The organism is Acinetobacter sp. SK-43 (assembly GCF_015351505.1).
Classification (GTDB): domain Bacteria; phylum Pseudomonadota; class Gammaproteobacteria; order Pseudomonadales; family Moraxellaceae; genus Acinetobacter; species Acinetobacter junii.
In genome coordinates, this window is sequence record NZ_JADKPY010000049.1 from 59,697 (window position 1) to 77,258 (window position 17,562).

At 37.8% G+C, this 17,562-nt stretch carries 16 protein-coding genes; 14 read left to right on the forward strand and 2 right to left on the reverse strand.

All coding sequences use genetic code 11. From position 1 onward, the window contains the following. The first annotated feature begins 26 nt into the window (after positions 1-26). The 12 genes from rimO to lpxA all read left to right on the forward strand — a co-directional run bounded on the left by rimO (position 27) and on the right by lpxA (position 12,363). The gene (rimO, locus tag IRT38_RS10375; RefSeq protein ID WP_004915625.1) at positions 27-1,370 is read left to right on the forward strand and encodes a 30S ribosomal protein S12 methylthiotransferase RimO; all 1,344 of its coding nucleotides are present in this window, start codon (positions 27-29) and stop codon (positions 1,368-1,370) included. Positions 1,371-1,421: 51 nt separating this feature from the next. Beyond that, positions 1,422-2,150, forward strand: a complete 729-nt coding sequence (pyrH, locus tag IRT38_RS10380) for a UMP kinase (RefSeq protein ID WP_004662027.1) — start codon at positions 1,422-1,424, stop codon at positions 2,148-2,150. A gap of 77 nt (positions 2,151-2,227) precedes the next feature. Beyond that, a complete protein-coding gene (gene frr, locus IRT38_RS10385) occupies positions 2,228-2,782 on the forward strand; it encodes a ribosome recycling factor (protein ID WP_004915629.1) in 555 nt (184 codons plus the stop codon). A gap of 5 nt (positions 2,783-2,787) precedes the next feature. Then, entirely contained in the window at positions 2,788-3,537 is a 750-nt protein-coding gene (gene uppS, locus IRT38_RS10390; protein ID WP_194597639.1) for a polyprenyl diphosphate synthase, read from the forward strand. Positions 3,538-3,539: 2 nt separating this feature from the next. After that, positions 3,540-4,364 carry a phosphatidate cytidylyltransferase gene (locus IRT38_RS10395; protein WP_004954552.1) on the forward strand — a complete coding sequence of 275 codons (825 nt, stop codon included), beginning with the start codon at positions 3,540-3,542 and terminating at the stop codon, positions 4,362-4,364. Continuing rightward, a complete protein-coding gene (gene ispC / locus IRT38_RS10400) occupies positions 4,365-5,561 on the forward strand; it encodes a 1-deoxy-D-xylulose-5-phosphate reductoisomerase (RefSeq protein WP_194597640.1) in 1,197 nt (398 codons plus the stop codon). It abuts the gene before it with no gap. A gap of 5 nt (positions 5,562-5,566) precedes the next feature. Then, positions 5,567-6,922 (forward strand): RIP metalloprotease RseP, encoded by a 1,356-nt coding sequence (gene rseP / locus IRT38_RS10405; RefSeq protein ID WP_112987218.1) that lies wholly within the window; start codon positions 5,567-5,569, stop codon positions 6,920-6,922. Positions 6,923-6,954: 32 nt separating this feature from the next. Continuing rightward, the gene (bamA, locus tag IRT38_RS10410) at positions 6,955-9,486 is read left to right on the forward strand and encodes an outer membrane protein assembly factor BamA (RefSeq protein WP_194597641.1); all 2,532 of its coding nucleotides are present in this window, start codon (positions 6,955-6,957) and stop codon (positions 9,484-9,486) included. Between the two features lie 43 nt (positions 9,487-9,529). Next, entirely contained in the window at positions 9,530-10,012 is a 483-nt protein-coding gene (locus IRT38_RS10415; RefSeq protein ID WP_004915646.1) for an OmpH family outer membrane protein, read from the forward strand. 3 nt (positions 10,013-10,015) lie between these two features. Beyond that, on the forward strand, positions 10,016-11,086 hold the full coding sequence (lpxD, locus tag IRT38_RS10420; RefSeq protein WP_194597642.1) for a UDP-3-O-(3-hydroxymyristoyl)glucosamine N-acyltransferase: 1,071 nt from the start codon (positions 10,016-10,018) through the stop codon (positions 11,084-11,086). Between the two features lie 6 nt (positions 11,087-11,092). Then, entirely contained in the window at positions 11,093-11,578 is a 486-nt protein-coding gene (gene fabZ, locus IRT38_RS10425; protein ID WP_004915652.1) for a 3-hydroxyacyl-ACP dehydratase FabZ, read from the forward strand. After that, positions 11,575-12,363, forward strand: a complete 789-nt coding sequence (lpxA, locus tag IRT38_RS10430) for an acyl-ACP--UDP-N-acetylglucosamine O-acyltransferase (RefSeq protein ID WP_004954536.1) — start codon at positions 11,575-11,577, stop codon at positions 12,361-12,363. Before fabZ ends, lpxA begins: the two co-directional genes overlap by 4 nt. Positions 12,364-12,420: 57 nt before the next feature. Here lpxA and IRT38_RS10435 read toward each other — a convergent pair whose 3' ends face one another. Next, positions 12,421-13,347 (reverse strand): AraC family transcriptional regulator, encoded by a 927-nt coding sequence (locus IRT38_RS10435; RefSeq protein ID WP_039047900.1) that lies wholly within the window; start codon positions 13,345-13,347, stop codon positions 12,421-12,423. Between the two features lie 187 nt (positions 13,348-13,534). On the opposite strand from IRT38_RS10435, the gene IRT38_RS10440 reads away from it, so the two are divergent. Beyond that, complete coding sequence (locus tag IRT38_RS10440) at positions 13,535-14,773, forward strand: alkane 1-monooxygenase (RefSeq protein WP_194597643.1); 1,239 nt, start codon at positions 13,535-13,537, stop codon at positions 14,771-14,773. A 165-nt stretch (positions 14,774-14,938) separates the two neighbouring features. Then, positions 14,939-16,291: a glutathione-disulfide reductase gene (gene gorA, locus IRT38_RS10445; protein WP_151738300.1), complete on the forward strand. Its 1,353-nt coding sequence runs from the start codon at positions 14,939-14,941 to the stop codon at positions 16,289-16,291. Positions 16,292-16,361: 70 nt separating this feature from the next. On the opposite strand, the gene IRT38_RS10450 is transcribed toward gorA, so the two are convergent. Next, positions 16,362-17,561, reverse strand: a complete 1,200-nt coding sequence (locus IRT38_RS10450; RefSeq protein ID WP_004954530.1) for an acyl-CoA dehydrogenase family protein — start codon at positions 17,559-17,561, stop codon at positions 16,362-16,364. Position 17,562 lies beyond the last annotated feature (1 nt).

Sequence of the window (17,562 nt, forward strand, 5' to 3'; positions counted from 1 at the left end):
CGCCGATTCAAGTGGAGCGCAGATTCATGAAGACCCCCAAAGTCGGTTTTGTATCTTTAGGTTGTCCTAAGGCATTGGTAGATTCTGAACGAATTTTAACTCAGTTAAAGACTGAAGGTTATCAAGTTGCATCAGATTATGACGGTGCAGATTTGGTTGTTGTTAACACCTGTGGTTTTATTGAATCTGCAGTACAAGAGTCTTTAGACGCAATTGGCGAAGCCATGAGCGAAAATGGCCGAGTGATCGTAACAGGTTGTTTAGGTAAAGATGAAGACAAAATTCGCCAAATGCACCCAAATGTACTTAAAGTAACAGGCGCGGCAGCATATCAGGATGTAATGGAGGCAGTACATGAGTATGTACCTGCACCGCCAAAACACAATCCTTTTATTGATTTAGTACCTGAACAAGGTGTGCGTTTGACACCTAAACACTATGCTTATTTGAAAATATCAGAAGGATGTAATCACCGTTGTACATTCTGCATTATTCCAAGTATGCGGGGTGATCTAGTATCACGTCCAGTAGGCAGTGTATTAGATGAAGCAGCGGCATTAAAGCGCGCTGGTGTCAAAGAAGTTCTCGTAATTTCTCAAGATACTTCAGCTTATGGTGTGGACACTAAATACAAATTAGATTTTTGGAATGGTCAGCCTGTTAAAACCAAGTTTTATGACATGTGTGAAGCTTTAGGGCAACTTGGTATTTGGGTTCGTCTACATTATGTCTACCCATATCCTCATGTTGATGCAGTAATCGATCTAATGGCTCAAGGGAAAATCCTGCCATATTTAGATATTCCTTTTCAGCATGCCAGTCCGCGCATCTTAAAATTGATGAAGCGACCAGCTCATAGTGAAAATACATTAGAACGTTTGAAGTTATGGCGTGAAAAATGCCCTGAATTGGTGATTCGTTCTACCTTCGTGGTTGGTTTCCCTGGCGAAACAGAAGAAGACTTCCAAATATTGCTTGATTGGTTAAAAGAAGCTCAGTTAGATCGTGTAGGTTGCTTTACTTATTCACCTGTAGAGGGTGCAACGGCTAATGATCTTCCTGATCACGTGCCTGAGGAAATCAAGCAAGAACGTTATGAGCGCTTTATGGAAGTCCAACAGGAAATTTCTGCTGCAAAATTACAAAAGCGTATCGGTCAAAAGATGACTGTGCTTGTAGACAGCTTGGAAGATGAATTTCCAGTAGCGGTTGCGCGTTCTTACGCGGATGCACCTGAAATTGACGGTAATGTTTTTGTAGAAGATATTGATAAAAGTGTGATTAAAGCAGGTGATCTGCTTGAAGTCGAAATTACAGATGCGGATGAATATGATTTATTTGCAAAGTTAATTCAGATTAAATCTGCTTAATATTAAATGCGATAAAAGAATTTATGAGATTGGTCGGTTTGGAGTAAAAGTATGTCAGCTTCTAAAAATCCACGTTATGCACGTATTTTGTTAAAGCTTTCTGGTGAAGCTTTAGCGGGTAATAAAGATATGGGTATAGATGCCCAAGTCCTTGATCAAATGTCGCTTTCGATTGCTCACTTGGTTGGTTTGGGAGTACAAGTCGGAATTGTAGTTGGTGGCGGTAACTTATATCGTGGGAGTCAGTTACAAAAAGACGGTTTGGTTGGGCGTGTAACTGGTGACCAAATGGGGATGCTGGCTACAGTTATGAATGGTTTGGCAATGCGTGATGCATTAGTGCGTCGCAACATTAAAACACGTTTAATGTCTGCTCTTCCGATCGGAACAGTTGTTGAATCTTATTCAAGTCGTGATGCGATTCGTCATTTAAGCCAAGGTGAAGTTTGTGTGTTTGTAGCAGGAACGGGAAATCCGTTCTTTACAACTGATACAGCGGCTTGTTTGCGTGGTATCGAGATTGAAGCAAACCTTATTTTGAAAGCGACGAAAGTTGACGGTGTCTATAACAAAGATCCAAGCAAATATGACGATGCTGTGAAGTACGATAACTTAACTTTCGATCAAGTACTTGATGAAAAACTTGGTGTAATGGACTTAACTGCGATTTGCTTGTGTCGTGACCATAATGTTCCATTGCAAGTTTTTGATATGAACAAATCTGGTGCATTGCTTTCTGTAGTAATGGGCGAAAAAGAGGGTACTCACGTTACGAACTAATGTACGTGAGACCGAAAGCTCTTTATACTAATGTTTAAATATTTTGTAATACCTAATGAATAAGTAAGGAAGATCATATGATTAACGATCTCAAAAAAGATAGCGAACAGCGCATGCAGAAAACACTTGATTCTTTAGAACAAGGTTTTGCTAAAGTTCGTACTGGACGTGCTCACCCATCAATTTTAAATGGTGTGATGGTTCCTTACTATGGTTCTGACGTTCCTTTGAATCAAGTTGCTAACGTAGGTGTTGAAGATTCTCGTACGCTTATTGTTCAGCCATTTGAACGTACAATGGTTTCTGCAATTGATAAAGCAATTCGTGAAAGTGATTTGGGTTTAAATCCAATTACAGCTGATTCAATTCGTGTACCTTTACCTGCGTTGACTGAAGAAACCCGTCGTGACATGCAAAAAGTTGCTCGTAATGAAGCTGAAAATGCAAAAGTTGCTATTCGAAACATTCGTCGTGATGTTTTAGGTGATATCAAAGCATTATTGAAAGAAAAAGAAATTTCTGAAGATGATGAACGCCGTGCTGGTGAAGATATTCAAAAGATCACAGATAAATATGTTGCAGAAGTAGATAAACGTCTAGCTGCAAAAGAAGCAGAATTAATGAAGGTCTAATTTTTATGACCTTACAAGAAGAACCGCTTCTTCCAAAACATGTTGCCATCATTATGGATGGCAACAATCGTTTTGCAAAAAAAAATAAATTGCAAAAAGGTGATGGGCATCGTGAAGGTAAGAATGTCCTTGATCCGATCGTTGAACATTGTAAAAGAGTTGGTGTTCAAGCTTTAACTGTTTTTGCATTTTCAAGTGAAAATTGGAATAGACCTCAGTTCGAAGTTGATTTGTTAATGAAATTGTTAGAAGACACAATTCATGAACAACTACCTCGAATGGAAAAATTCAATATAGCATTACGTTTCATTGGTGATCGTTCTAAATTATCAAATGAATTAAAAGATTTAATGTTATATGCAGAACAAAAAACGGCATCTTTCAATTCTATGACTTTAACGATTGCAATCAGTTATGGTGGAATGTGGGATATGGCGCATGCAGCCAAGTGTATCACTCAAGATGTTGTAGATGGAAAAGTTCAAGTAGATCAGATAAATGTTGATTTATTCGATAAATATGTCAGTCTAAATGATTTACCTGCCGTAGATTTATTAATACGTACAGGTGGAGATTATCGTTTATCTAACTTCTTACTTTGGCAAGCGGCATATGCAGAATTGTATTTTACAGATACATTATGGCCTGAGTTTACAGTAAAAGAATTAGACCACGCTTTTGATGTATTTTCAGGACGAGAAAGACGTTTTGGTAAAACATCTGAACAGATTCAACAAGCGAAAATAGAGAATTAATAATGTTAGAGCGGATTATAACCGCATTGGTATTAGTTGCTGTTGTTTTAAGTTGCATGTTTGCAACGCAATCACATTATCCAATGTTTATTCTTATGATCTTAGCTGCGGGGGTAGCTGGATATGAGTGGTTTAAACTTATGCCTCATGGTGAAGCACTGGTTTCAAAGCCTAAAGCTTGGATATACGGTGGATGCGTAGCAGCAGTTTCAACTCTTGCGTTGTTTTTTGATGATGTTGCTTTATTGCTGTGGGCTGCATCTATTTTAACTTGGCTAGGTAGTATTTACTGGGTCAAAAACTTCCCAGAATCTGATAACTGGTACAACGTATCTTTGTATGCCATAGGTTTTATCCTAATTTCTGCTGCGGTCACTGCATTATATTCAGTTTGGCATAGTTCGCCATGGTGGTTAATGTATTTGTTCCTCCTTGTTTGGGGAGCGGATAGTGGTGCATATTTTGTCGGTCGTAAGTTTGGTAAGAAAAAACTTGCTCCAACAGTTAGCCCAAATAAATCAGTTGAAGGATTATATGGTGGTGTTGCGACGACAGTAATTATTATGTTGGTTGTACAATATTCATATTTAAATTTAACTGCTATTCAACTTATCCTATTTTTAGTTCTATCAATCATCACAGTCTTTGCATCTGTTCTAGGTGACTTGTTTGAGTCAATGATTAAACGCCGTGCTGGAATCAAAGATTCTGGTCGCGTTTTGCCTGGACATGGTGGTGTACTTGACCGAATTGATTCTTTGCTTGCGGCAGCACCAATTTTTGCTGCAGGTATGTATATTTTGAAACTCATTGGTGTAGATCTTTAAATGACGCAAGCTGTATGTATATTGGGTGTCACTGGTTCAATTGGTCAAAGTACATTAAAAGTATTGGAGCAGCATCCAGACCAATACAATGTGTTTGCAGTCTCTGCATATAGTCGTTTAGATGAACTTTTAAAAATATGTAAGCAACATCGTCCAAAAGTTGTTGTTGTGCCTAATGAAAAAGTACTTGAGTTAAAACAACTTTTTAATCAAGAAAATTTAATAAATATAGAGATACTCACTGATCAATCTGGCTTGATTGCAATCGCTGAACATGACGATGTTGATATTGTCATGGCAGCAATTGTGGGTGCTGCAGGATTACTTCCTACTTTGGCGGCTGTAAAAGCTGGCAAAAGAGTACTCCTAGCAAACAAAGAAGCATTAGTGATGTCAGGTGATATTATGATGCAGGCTGCACGTCAGCATGGTGCATTATTATTACCTGTTGATTCTGAGCATAATGCGATTTTCCAGTCTTTACCGCATGATTATCTGGATGCAGAAAGAACAGGACAGCCTCAGTTAGGTGTTTCTCAAATCTTATTAACGGCTTCAGGTGGACCTTTTTTAAATCATACTCTTGATCAATTAAAAGATGTGACACCTCAACAAGCTTGTAAACATCCAAATTGGTCAATGGGACAAAAAATCTCAGTCGATTCTGCCACTTTAATGAATAAAGGTCTTGAGCTTATCGAGGCTTGTCACTTGTTTTCAATTTCAGAACATTTTGTTACAGTCGTGGTTCATCCACAAAGTATCATTCATTCAATGGTGCAATATGTGGATGGTTCAACTTTGGCACAAATGGGAAATCCTGACATGTGTACTCCAATTGCACATGCGTTGGCTTGGCCAAAACGTTTAAAAACAGATGTTCCTGCATTAAACCTATTTGATGTAGCTCACTTAAATTTCCAATCTCCTGACACTATTCGTTTTCCTGCATTAGATCTTGCACGTCAAGCCATGCGTTCTGGTGGGTTGGCACCAACTGTACTCAATGCTGCAAATGAAGTTGCAGTAGCAGCATTTTTAAAACAGCAGATAGGTTTCACACAAATACCACAAGTTGTCGATTATGCTTTGCAAAATGTACAAAATGCTAAAGCAGAAAATATAGACATCATTTTGCATACTGATATGATCGCAAGACAAATTGCTGAAAAACACATTGTGGATATAGGAGGCTAAATCGTATGAATGCACTGTTTATGATTGTTGCAGCGATTTTGTTGCTTGGTCCATTAATTGCGATTCATGAATTTGGTCATTATTGGGTGGCACGTAAACTCGGCGTAAAAGTTCTAGTATATTCAATTGGTTTTGGTCCTACTTTATTAAAATGGCAGTCTAAAAAATCAGGTATTCAATATCAATTGTCAGCATTACCACTTGGTGGCTACGTAAAAATGCTAGATGAACGAGAGGGAAATGTTGCTGCTGAAGATTTGCCGTATGCTTTTAATCGTCAGTCTCCTTGGAAGCGTATAGCCATTGTTGCAGCAGGTCCTTTAATCAATTTGATCTTTGCTATTTTCCTATTTTGGATTCTATTTTTACCTGCTCAAGAACAGCTTAACACGCGTATTGGTAAAATTATGCCAAACACACCAGCTGCTCAAGTTGATTTAAAAGTTGGTGATAAAATCATAGAGGTGGATGGGCAAACAACGCCGACATGGGAAAAATTAAACTATACGCTTGTTGATAGAGTTGGCGAAACTGGACAAGTTTCAGTTGTTGTTGATCGCAGTGGTACTGAGAAGCAATTTAGTTTACCGATTAAAGATTTTTTAAAGGATCAGAGCCAATCACCATTGGATGTTTTAGGCTTTCTTCCATACCGTCCAGTGATTCCTGCAACTGTTAAAGAGCTAAGTGAAGATGGTGCAGCGATTCGTCAAGGCATGAAAGTTGGTGATCGTATAGTTTCGATCAATGGTGTCGCCATGAAAGATTGGTTCGATGTCGTTGATGTAGTGCAAAAATCTCCTGAAAAATTACTCAATATTGCTGTTGATCGTAAAGGTCAAATTGTTAACTTACAGGTTATGCCTCAAGGTCAGCGAGATAATATGGGTAATGTATCGGGCGTGCTTGGTGTGAAAAGTGATGTGGGTAAGATCACTATCCCGAATGAATACAAGCAAACAATTCAATATTCACCACTCGAAGCTTTAGGTGTTGCAGTTGATAAAACTGTTCAGCTCTCTAACATGATTTTTAACTCAATTGTTAAAATGGTGCGTGGTTTAATTGGTTTGGATAATTTATCTGGTCCAATTACGATTGCTAAAGTTGCGGGTCAGAGTGCTGAAATGGGATGGCAAACATTTATATCCTTTATGGCATTGATGAGTGTAAGTTTAGGTATTTTAAATTTATTGCCTATTCCAATGCTCGATGGTGGTCATTTAGTTTATTACTTTATCGAAGCAATTCGTGGTAAACCTGTTTCTGAACAAATACAGATATTTGGTCTAAAAGTTGGTATGGTACTGCTCGGTAGCATGATGCTTTTGGCTTTATTTAACGACTTCATGCGCTTATAAGCGCAAATGGAATTTAACTTACTGGAAAATATATGGGCATGCGTCACACACATTTATTAATGCCTTTGGCACTGGTTAGTGCGATGGCAGCGGTACAACAAGTATACGCAGCAGATGAGTTTATTGCACAAGATATACGAATTGATGGCCTTGTGCGTTTAACACCTGCGAGTATCTATTCGATGTTACCAGTAAATAGTGGCGACAGAGTCAGCGATCCAATGATTGCCGAATCGATTCGTACTCTTTATGCTTCAGGTCTTTTTGATGATATTAAGGCATTTAAAGAAAATAATGTCCTTGTTTTCAAAGTGATTGAACGCCCTGTAATTTCAAAATTGGAATTTAAGGGCAATAAACTTATTCCAAAAGAAGCTTTGGAACAAGGTTTAAAAAAGATGGGAATTGCTGAGGGCGAAGTTTTCAAAAAATCTGCTTTGCAAATTATTGAAACAGAACTTGAGCAACAATATACACAACAAGGTCGTTATGATGCTGATGTAACGGTAGAAACTGTTGCTCGACCGAATAACCGCGTTGAATTAAAATTGAATTTCAACGAAGGTACTCCAGCAAAAGTATTTGATATCAATATTATTGGTAATACGGTATTTAGTGACAGTGATATTAAACAGGCTTTCGCTGTTAAAGAAAGTGGTTGGGCATCTGTCGTTACACGTAATGACCGTTATGCACGTGAGAAAATGGCTGCGAGTTTAGAGGCTTTACGTGCATTATATCTAAACAAAGGTTATATCAACTTTAATATTATTAACTCTCAATTGAATATCAGTGAAGATAAAAAGAATATCTTTATTGAGGTATCAGTTGATGAGGGTAGCCAGTTTAAATTTGGTGAAACAAAATTCTTAGGTGATGCTCTATATAAGCCAGAAGAATTACAAGCTCTAAAACTTTATAAAGATGGTGAAACTTATTCACAAGAAAAAGTGAATGCTGTAAAACAATTATTGCTTCGCAAGTATGGTAATGCTGGTTATTACTACGCTGAAGTAAACGTAGTTCCTGAGATTAATAATCAGACTGGTATTGTTAATTTAAATTACTATATCAATCCAGGCCAGCAAGTTACAGTTCGTCGTATCAATTTTACTGGTAATAGTAAAACAGCTGATGAAGTTTTACGTCGTGAAATGCGCCAAATGGAAGGTGCGTTGGCGAGTAACGAGAAAATTGATCTCTCTAAAGTTCGTTTAGAACGTACAGGTTTCTTCAAAACTGTAGATGTCAAACCAGTTCGTGTTCCAAATTCTCCTGACCAAGTTGATTTAAATGTGAATGTTGAAGAACAACATTCAGGTACAACAACTCTTGCTGTGGGTTATTCTCAGAATGGTGGTATTACATTCCAAGCGGGTCTGAGCCAAACTAACTTTATGGGTACAGGAAATCGAGTATCTGTTGATTTATCTCGTTCTCAAACTCAAGATTACTACAACCTCAGCGTAACTGACCCATACTTTACAATTGATGGTGTAAGCCGTGGTTACAATGTTTACTATCGTAAAACCAAGTTAAATGAAGATTATAACGTTAATAACTATGTAACTGACAGTTATGGCGGTAGTTTAAGCTTTGGTTATCCTATCGATGAAAATCAAAGCTTAAGTGCTTCTTTGGGTGTTGATAAGACCAAAGTTAGAACGGGCCCAAGTGTTTCAACTTATATTCGTGACTATTTATTAGCGAATGGTGGTAAAGCTACAGGCAAGTCTACTTGGTGTCCAAGTGGTAAATTTGAAGAAGATCAAGATGGGAAAGTTAAAACTGATCCTGTAACCGGTTTACCTATATGTGAGGGTGGTTACGAAGACTACGAAAGTGCATTTGAAGGCGAATTCTTAACCTATATGCTTAATTTGGGTTGGTCTTACAATACACTGAATCGTCCGATTTTCCCAACTTCGGGTATGTCACATCGAGTTGGTTTAGAAGTTGGTTTACCAGGCAGTGATGTTGAATACCAAAAAGTGACTTATGATGCGCAAGCATTTATGCCATTAGGTAATAATTTTGTATTACGTGGCTATGGTAAGTTGGGCTTTGGTAATGACTTGCCGTTCTTCAAAAACTTCTATGCAGGTGGTTATGGCTCTGTACGTGGTTATAAAAACTATACTTTAGGTCCAAAATATCCGAGTGTCATTTTCCAAGAAACAGGAAAAAATGACCCGAAACCGGAAGAAGTTGGTGGTAACGCCCTAGTACAATTTGGTACTGAACTTGCGATACCTTTGCCATTCAAAGGTGATTGGACTCGTCAAGTAAGACCTGTAGTGTTTGCTGAGGGTGCACAAGTCTTCGATACACAATGTGATGTGCCTAAAGGCGATCTTTTAGTTGATGGTAATAGTGTTGATATCAAACAATATTGTAAAGATAACTATAAGTTTGATTTTGGCAACATGCGTTACAGTGTTGGTGTTGGTTTTACTTGGATTACGATGATCGGTCCTTTATCTCTAAGTTATGCATTTCCGCTTAATGATAAGAAAGGCGATTATACAAAATCTATTCAATTTGAAATCGGTCGTACTTTCTAAGTGCGACTTTCCCCTAAAAATATAGAAAAGGAAGTAAGAAATAATGAAAAGATTATCAATATTGATGGTTGCTTTAGGTTTAACGGTTACAGCAAATGCAGGCGGTATTGCGGTTGTAGACTTAGCTAAAGTCGTTGAAAGTAGTACATATCTAAAGCAGCAAAATGCGAGTTTAGGTCAATCGGTAAAACCTACTTCAACTAAACTAGAGCAGTTAGGTAAGGAAATTGAGGGTCTTCAACAGAAAGCTCAATCAGCGAATCAAGCTGATTTACAAAAACTTTCTGCTCAATACCAAGCCAAAGTTAATGAGTTCAATACAACTCAACAAAGTTTACAAACTAAAGTACAGTCATCTCTACAAACGATGAATACAACTTTTGAAAATCGTGTAAAGCAAGCTGCTGAACAATTGAGAAAAGAGAATAACTTAGACTTTATTTTAAATAAAAATTCTACGATTGCCTCTGACGCTCAGTATGATTTAACTGATAAAATGATCCAAAAGGTCAATGCAATGAAATAATCAATGAATAGACGTAGTTATCGTTTAGAAGAGATTGCTCACCTTGTACAAGGTGAGTATTTCGGTCAAAAAGATTTTCAGATTCATAATTTAGCAAGTTTAGAACACGCAGAGAATTATCACATTTGCTTTGTAAATGGTGAAAAATACTTAGCACAAGCTCAGGCTAGTCAGGCGGGTGCATACATTGTCACTGAAGAATTAAAAGAACAATTAAGCTCAAAACACAACTTTATCGTTGTTTCAAATCCTTATTTAGCTTTCGCTATGCTCACACATGTATTTGATAAAAAAAATGTGCAAAGAGGAATCGAAAGTACTGCTCAAATTCATCCTTCTGCGATCATTGCTGATGATGCCTATATTGGTCATTATGTTGTGATAGGAGAAAATTGTGTTGTTGGAAGTAATACCGTTATTCAATCCCAAGTCCATCTAGATGATAATGTGGAAATAGGAAAGGATTGCTTCATTGACTCTCATGTAACCATCACTGGTGAAGCTAAACTTAAAGATCGTGTACGCATTCATGCTAATACGTCGATTGGTTCAGAAGGATTCGGTTTTGCACCATATCAAGGTAAATGGCATCGTATCGCTCAATTAGGTTCGGTATTAATCGGTAATGATGTTCGAATCGGTTCAAATTGTTGTATTGATCGTGGTGCATTAGATAATACTATTCTCGATGATGGTGTCATTATTGATAATCTTGTGCAAATCGCCCATAACGTACAAATTGGTCAAAACACAGCGATAGCTGCGAATTGTGCAATTGCAGGAAGTGTGCGAATTGGCAAAAACTGTATCATAGGTGGTGGAAGTGCGGTTGCGGGACATTTAAATATTGCGGATAATGTGACGTTGACTGGAATGTCAATGGTCACAAAAAATATTTCTGAAGCTGGAACGTTTTCTTCTGGAATTGGTCTTTTTGAAAATAACCATTGGAAAAGAACGGTTGTACGCCTAAGACAATTAGCAGATGTGCCATTGACCCAAATCACTAAAAGGCTTGATCATATGCAAGCTCAATTAGAGTCCCTTGAATCAACCCTTAAGTTACGTAAATAATTTATTATGACTGAGTCAACATCTCCAGCATTTACTATGCCTGAATTACCGATGGATATTCTTACAATTCGTGAATATTTACCTCATCGTTACCCATTTTTATTAGTTGATCGAGTTACGGAAGTTACTGAGAATAGTATCGTTGGTTATAAGAACGTATCTATTAATGAAGAGTTTCTCCAAGGGCATTTCCCGACATACCCAATTATGCCTGGTGTTTTGATCATTGAGGCTCTTGCTCAAGTGTCTGGAATTTTAGGTTTTGTTTTAACCAATCAGAAGCCAAAAGCAGGTTCATTGTTCCTTTTTGCAGGTGCGGAGAAAATAAGATTTAAGAAACAAGTTGTCGCGGGCGATCAGCTTATCTTAAAATCTGAGCTAGTTATGCAAAAACGTGGCATTTACAAGTACAATTGTAGTGCCAGTGTTGACGGTAAGATTGCCGCGACGGCTGAGATTATTATTTCCCATCAGAAAATTGAGCAGACATGAGTAGTCAAAATTTAATTCATCCAACCGCAATTATTGACGCATCTGCAGAAATTGCATCTGATGTACAAATTGGACCGTATTGTATTATTGGTCCAAATGTAACTATTGATGCAGGCACAAAATTACGTTCGCATGTTGTGGTCGGGGGATTTACTAAAATTGGAAAAAATAACGATATTTTCCAATTTTCGAGTATCGGGGAAATTTGCCAAGATTTGAAATATCAAGGCGAAGAGACATGGTTAGAAATAGGCGATCACAACGCTATTCGTGAACATTGTACCTTACACAGAGGTACTGTTCAGGATCAAAGTATTACCAAAATTGGTAGCCACAATTTATTAATGGTAAATACCCATATTGCCCACGATTGTGTTATTGGTAATCATAATATTTTTGCTAATAATGTTGGTGTAGCGGGTCACGTACATGTAGGTGATCATGTGATCGTAGGTGGAAATGCTGGTATTCATCAGTTCTGCCGAATTGATTCGTATAGCATGATTGGTGGTGCGGCGCTTATTCTTAAAGATGTGCCTGCTTATGTGATGGCTTCAGGTAATCCTGCACATGCATACGGAATGAATATTGAAGGTATGCGTCGTAAAGGATGGTCAAGAAATACGATACAAGGTTTAAGAGAAGCGTATAAGTTGATCTATAAATCAGGTTTGACGACTGAACAAGCGATTGCGCAAATTCGAGATGAAATTCTTGAAAATACGCCTGAAGCACAACTCTTTATTGATTCATTAGAAAAATCAACTCGCGGCATTGTTCGTTGATTTATATCTGATTGAATTTGAAAAAGACACTTTTGTGTCTTTTTTGTTTTTTATATCTTAACTTTCTAAAAATTTTTGGCGATACGGTTTGGGTGATAATTCATATGTACGTTTAAAAGCTTGGCTAAATGCTGTTTCAGACGTGTATCCCACCATATTGGCAATTTGTTGAATAGAGTAGTTACTTTTACGTAAATACTTGCTTGCGAGTCTCATACGGTGTTGCTGTAGATAGGCAAGGGGTGATTCTCCAATCACCTCATGAAACAGGCTTGCAAACTTTGAGCGAGACATACAGCATTGTTCCGCAAGGCTTTCAACAGTCCATGCTAATTCAGGTTGATTATGAATTGATGCTAAAGCATAGCTCAGTTCTGGATGATTAAGTGCACTCAGCCAGCCATGTTTAGTTGAAATATTTTGAATGTGGTCTCTAATACATTTGATCAGTAAAATACTTACAAGATGATCGATAATGATATCTCGACCTGCTTGAATATTTTGTGTTTCAAGGGCTAGAAAATGCAAACCGATTTGTAGCCATTCAGGCGCAGTTGTTTCGCCATGTTGTACATGAATGACTTCTGGCAAGGCTTGCATGAACGGACGAGCCATGATGGTATCCATTTCACAACGGACGGTTAGAATCAGATTTTTTTCTACTGATTCTGTACCAAACTCGATAGCTTCATTTTTATGTCCATCAAACAAATTAGAAATATCTAAAGCATTAACTAACTTTCTGACCGCATTATCAGCTCCAGTATGTTGCTTTCCTGAGGTTATAATGACAATTTCACCTGCGTTCGCAGTTAAACTATTTTGTGAATTTAATTGAATATAAACAGATCCAACCAAAACGATGTGGACGATAAGAGCAGGTTGCTCATGACATAAAAATGACCATTCTCCTTGTGTTTTCAAGTAGATATATTCGGTTCGATTGAGATGTATATCATCAAAAATTTTACTTAAAGCATCCATAAGAACAATAATTTTATATTTCAGTTAGATTATAGGAAGCAGGGTTAATAATTCAATATGTGTTTAAGGGACAAAAACAGGGTGGATTATGCCAAAGACGCTGACATAGGTTTTTTGGACGTTTGCTACTGTCATGTCAATCATTTTCAATCAAAATATGTATATATACAAAGACATGGATATGATTATGAATGCGCCAGTAAATGTAGAGCAGCCACTTGCGCCTCTAGCAAAATCAAAGTTAGAGTTGGATCGTAAACGTTATTTATGGGCAATTAGTCCTGCATTACCAGTAATTGGTATTGGGATATTAGGTGGTTACCAATTTGCACCACGCCCACTGAAAAAGATCTTTGCCTTAGGTGGTCCTATCTTACTTCATATTGTGATTCCTGCAATTGATACTATCGTAGGGAAAGATGCAAATAACCCAACATCTGAGGAAGTGAAATTACTAGAACAAGATCCATACTATGCGCGTCTTGTTAAAACTTTCATTCCTTTACAGTATGCTGCAAACATTTATGCGTGTTATTTAACTAGTCGTAAAGATACTTCTTTCCTAGATAAAATTTTACTTGGTATCTCAATGGGTGCGATCAACGGTATTGCAATCAATACTGCGCATGAGCTTAGCCATAAGCATGATCGTCTTGATCATATTTTATCGCACTTAGCGCTTGTACCAACTGGCTATAACCATTTCCGCGTTGAACATCCTTATGGTCACCATAAACGTGCTGCTACACCAGAAGATCCAGCATCTTCTCAAATGGGCGAAACGTTCTATGAGTTTTGGCCACGTACAGTTTTCGGTTCTTTGAAATCTGCGATTGAGATCGAAACGACTCGTCTAAAACGTAAAGGCAAAGAGTTCTGGTCATTAGACAATGAGTTGCTTCAAGGTTGGGGAATGAGCGCAGCTTTCCATGGTTCTGTGGTTGGTATATTCGGCAAAGGCGTGATTCCTTATTTAGCGACTCAAGCATTCTACGGAATTAGTTTGTTTGAAGTGATTAACTACATCGAACACTATGGTTTGAAACGTCAAAAAGATGCAAATGGTAAGTATCAACGTACAATGCCAGAGCATAGCTGGAACAACAATAATATCGTAACGAACTTATTCTTGTATCAATTACAGCGTCATTCAGACCATCACGCGTATCCAACACGTCCATTCCAAGCATTGCGTCATTTCGACGAAGCGCCAGAATTGCCAAGTGGTTATGCAAGTATGCTATTACCAGCACTCATTCCACCTCTATGGTTTAAAATGATGGATAAACGAGTTGTTGAACACTACAAAGGTGATTTAAACAAAGCGAACATTTATCCTAAACGTCGTGCGAAAATCTTCAAGAAGTTTGGTGTTGTTGATCAATCGCTTGAGCAAGCATCTTTAGAGACTGTAACTACGGAATAAGCTGAAAAGCTGCTCCCAAAGCAGAAGCACCAATCAGAGATGATTGGTGCTTTTTTATTTTCTTGTATTAAAACCATTAATAACAAATGCTTTATATTTTTTATACTGTATATCTATTTAGATATTTAACTTTAAAAAGAATTTCTGATTATTTAAGAGGCAAATATGACAAAACATTATGATTATATTGCTATTGGTGGTGGGAGTGGTGGTATTGCTTCAGTCAATCGAGCGGCAATGTATGGAATGAAATGTGCCTTGATTGAAAGGTCTGAAATTGGTGGAACATGTGTAAATGTCGGTTGTGTACCCAAGAAAGTAATGTGGTATGCAGCACATATCGCTGAATCAATCCATAAATATGCTGAAGATTATGGATTTAATACCCAAATAGAATCTTTTAATTGGCAAACTTTAGTTAAAAACAGACAAGCCTATATAGATCGAATTCATCAATCATATGAAAATAGCCTAAGTAAAAATAATGTGGATTTGATACAAGGTGCTGCCCAATTTGTAAATCAAAATACAATTGAAGTGAATGGTGAAATTTTCACTGCTGATCATATATTGATTGCAACAGGCACACAGCCATCATTGCCTAAGATTGAAGGTGTTGAATATGGAATTGATTCCAATGGCTTTTTTGAACTGAGTGCTTTACCAAAAACAACAGCAGTTATTGGTTCTGGATATATTGCTGTTGAGCTTGCAGGGGTATTAAATGCATTAGGCTCACAAGTTGGATTGTTCATTAGAAAAGATTTTCCTGTCAGAAGATTTGATCAGTTCTTAAGTGAAACTTTGGTTGAGGTAATGCAAGCTGATGGCGTGAAAATTCATACACAAGCTATCCCTCAAAAAGTGACTAAAAATATTGATGGTTCAGTTAATTTACATCTCGAAAATGGTGAGGTGCATAAAGTCGATTGCCTAATTTGGGCGACTGGACGCGAGCCACATACAGCAAATCTAAATTTAGATAAAGCAAATGTTCAGTTGAACGATCGTGGTTATATTGAAGTTGATAAATTCCAAAATACAACTCAGAAAGGGATTTATGCTGTTGGTGATATTACTGGGAAAATGGAACTCACACCTGTTGCTGTTGCTGCAGGTCGGAGACTATCTGAACGATTATTTAACAATAAACCAAATGAATATCTAGATTATGAAAATATCCCAACAGTGGTGTTTAGCCATCCACCGATAGGAACTGTTGGTATTACAGAACAAGAAGCGATTGAGCAGTACGGAGAGCAGTCAGTAAAAGTTTATAATTCTTCTTTTACCGCTATGTATAGTGCAATTACACAGCATCGCCAGCCAACCAAAATGAAATTGGTTTGTGTTGGTGAAGAGGAAAAAATTGTGGGTATCCATGGTATAGGTTTCGGCATGGATGAAATACTACAAGGTTTTGCAGTCGCTTTGAAAATGGGGGCAACAAAAAGAGATTTTGATAATACCGTTGCAATTCATCCGACTTCTGCGGAAGAGTTTGTGACGATGAGATAAACGAGAATTATATTTCAAAAAAAGGACGTTAATTTAACGTCCTTTTTATTAGTTTTCGAATTAAGCCAAATTATTTCAATTCGCTCGATGATTTACCCAATTCTCGACGTGCGATGATCAATTGCTGAATCTGTTGAGTACCTTCAAAAATATCTAGAATTTTTGAGTCACGTGCCCATTTTTCCAATAATTCATCTTCACCATAACCTACACTTGCAGCAAGTTCTACACATTTGAGTGTGATCTCATTACCAACACGACCAGCTTTAGCTTTGGCAATAGAAGCTTCTTTTGAGTTTGGTTTTTTGTTGTCTGCCATCCATGTGGATTTAACCATAAGCAGGCGAGCAGCTTCCCATTCAGCTTCCATCCGATAGATCTGCGCAGCTAAGTTTGAGGTTTGTAAATAAGGTGTTTTATAGTCTGGATCAAGCTGATCTTTGAAGATTTCTTTGATACGTTCGAGTGATGCTTTGGCACAACCAATCGCCATTGCTGCAACGAGAGGTCGGGTATTATCAAAGGTTTCCATAACTCCAGCAAAACCCTTTGCAACATCTATCTCAGGATTACCTAACAGGTTTGCAGCTGGAACACGACAGTCAATGAAACTAATGACAGCAGTATCAGATGCTTTAATTCCTAGTTTATGCTCCAAACGTTCAACTTTCATTCCTGGCGTACCTTTGGGTACAACAAAGGATTTTATAGCTGCACGACCAAGCTTTTTATCTAGTGTTGCCCAAACTACAACTGAATCGGCACGATCACCTGAAGTGACAAAGATTTTTTCGCCATTTAAAATATATTCATCACCATCTTGAGTTGCAGTTGTACGAATAGCAGCTGAGTCCGAACCACAACCCGGTTCAGTAATTGCCATGGCTGCCCATGTCCCTTTAAAACGTTCAAGTTGCTCGTCATTTGCTACTGCCGCAATAGCAGAGTTACCCAAGCCTTGGCGAGGCATACTTAACAATAAACCCGTATCGCCATAGCACATTTCGATAATACCGAGTGCAGTCGACATATTATTGCCGTTTTTGTTACCTGACTCAGTTTCTCCACGTTTGCCAACAGCAGCACCTGCATTTATTCCTTCACCACCTTCATTCATGCCATCAATTAATGATGCCAACATGTCCAATTCTTTTGGATAGGCATGTTCGGCTTTGTCATACTTTCTTGAAATTGGGCGCAACACATTCAAAGCAACTTCATGTGCCTGATCGACCATCATTTTGAATTTTTTAGGATTTTGTAAATTCATT

What these genes read in the sequence shown, in the direction of transcription:
- rimO (WP_004915625.1), top strand. Translation starts at nt 27, where the DNA reads ATGAAGACCCCCAAAGTCGGTTTTGTATCTTTAGGTTGTCCTAAGGCA.
- pyrH (WP_004662027.1), top strand. Translation starts at nt 1,422, where the DNA reads ATGTCAGCTTCTAAAAATCCACGTTATGCACGTATTTTGTTAAAGCTT.
- frr (WP_004915629.1), top strand. Translation starts at nt 2,228, where the DNA reads ATGATTAACGATCTCAAAAAAGATAGCGAACAGCGCATGCAGAAAACA.
- uppS (WP_194597639.1), top strand. Translation starts at nt 2,788, where the DNA reads ATGACCTTACAAGAAGAACCGCTTCTTCCAAAACATGTTGCCATCATT.
- IRT38_RS10395 (WP_004954552.1), top strand. Translation starts at nt 3,540, where the DNA reads ATGTTAGAGCGGATTATAACCGCATTGGTATTAGTTGCTGTTGTTTTA.
- ispC (WP_194597640.1), top strand. Translation starts at nt 4,365, where the DNA reads ATGACGCAAGCTGTATGTATATTGGGTGTCACTGGTTCAATTGGTCAA.
- rseP (WP_112987218.1), top strand. Translation starts at nt 5,567, where the DNA reads ATGAATGCACTGTTTATGATTGTTGCAGCGATTTTGTTGCTTGGTCCA.
- bamA (WP_194597641.1), top strand. Translation starts at nt 6,955, where the DNA reads ATGGGCATGCGTCACACACATTTATTAATGCCTTTGGCACTGGTTAGT.
- IRT38_RS10415 (WP_004915646.1), top strand. Translation starts at nt 9,530, where the DNA reads ATGAAAAGATTATCAATATTGATGGTTGCTTTAGGTTTAACGGTTACA.
- lpxD (WP_194597642.1), top strand. Translation starts at nt 10,016, where the DNA reads ATGAATAGACGTAGTTATCGTTTAGAAGAGATTGCTCACCTTGTACAA.
- fabZ (WP_004915652.1), top strand. Translation starts at nt 11,093, where the DNA reads ATGACTGAGTCAACATCTCCAGCATTTACTATGCCTGAATTACCGATG.
- lpxA (WP_004954536.1), top strand. Translation starts at nt 11,575, where the DNA reads ATGAGTAGTCAAAATTTAATTCATCCAACCGCAATTATTGACGCATCT.
- IRT38_RS10435 (WP_039047900.1), bottom strand. Translation starts at nt 13,347, where the DNA reads ATGGATGCTTTAAGTAAAATTTTTGATGATATACATCTCAATCGAACC.
- IRT38_RS10440 (WP_194597643.1), top strand. Translation starts at nt 13,535, where the DNA reads ATGAATGCGCCAGTAAATGTAGAGCAGCCACTTGCGCCTCTAGCAAAA.
- gorA (WP_151738300.1), top strand. Translation starts at nt 14,939, where the DNA reads ATGACAAAACATTATGATTATATTGCTATTGGTGGTGGGAGTGGTGGT.
- IRT38_RS10450 (WP_004954530.1), bottom strand. Translation starts at nt 17,561, where the DNA reads ATGAATTTACAAAATCCTAAAAAATTCAAAATGATGGTCGATCAGGCA.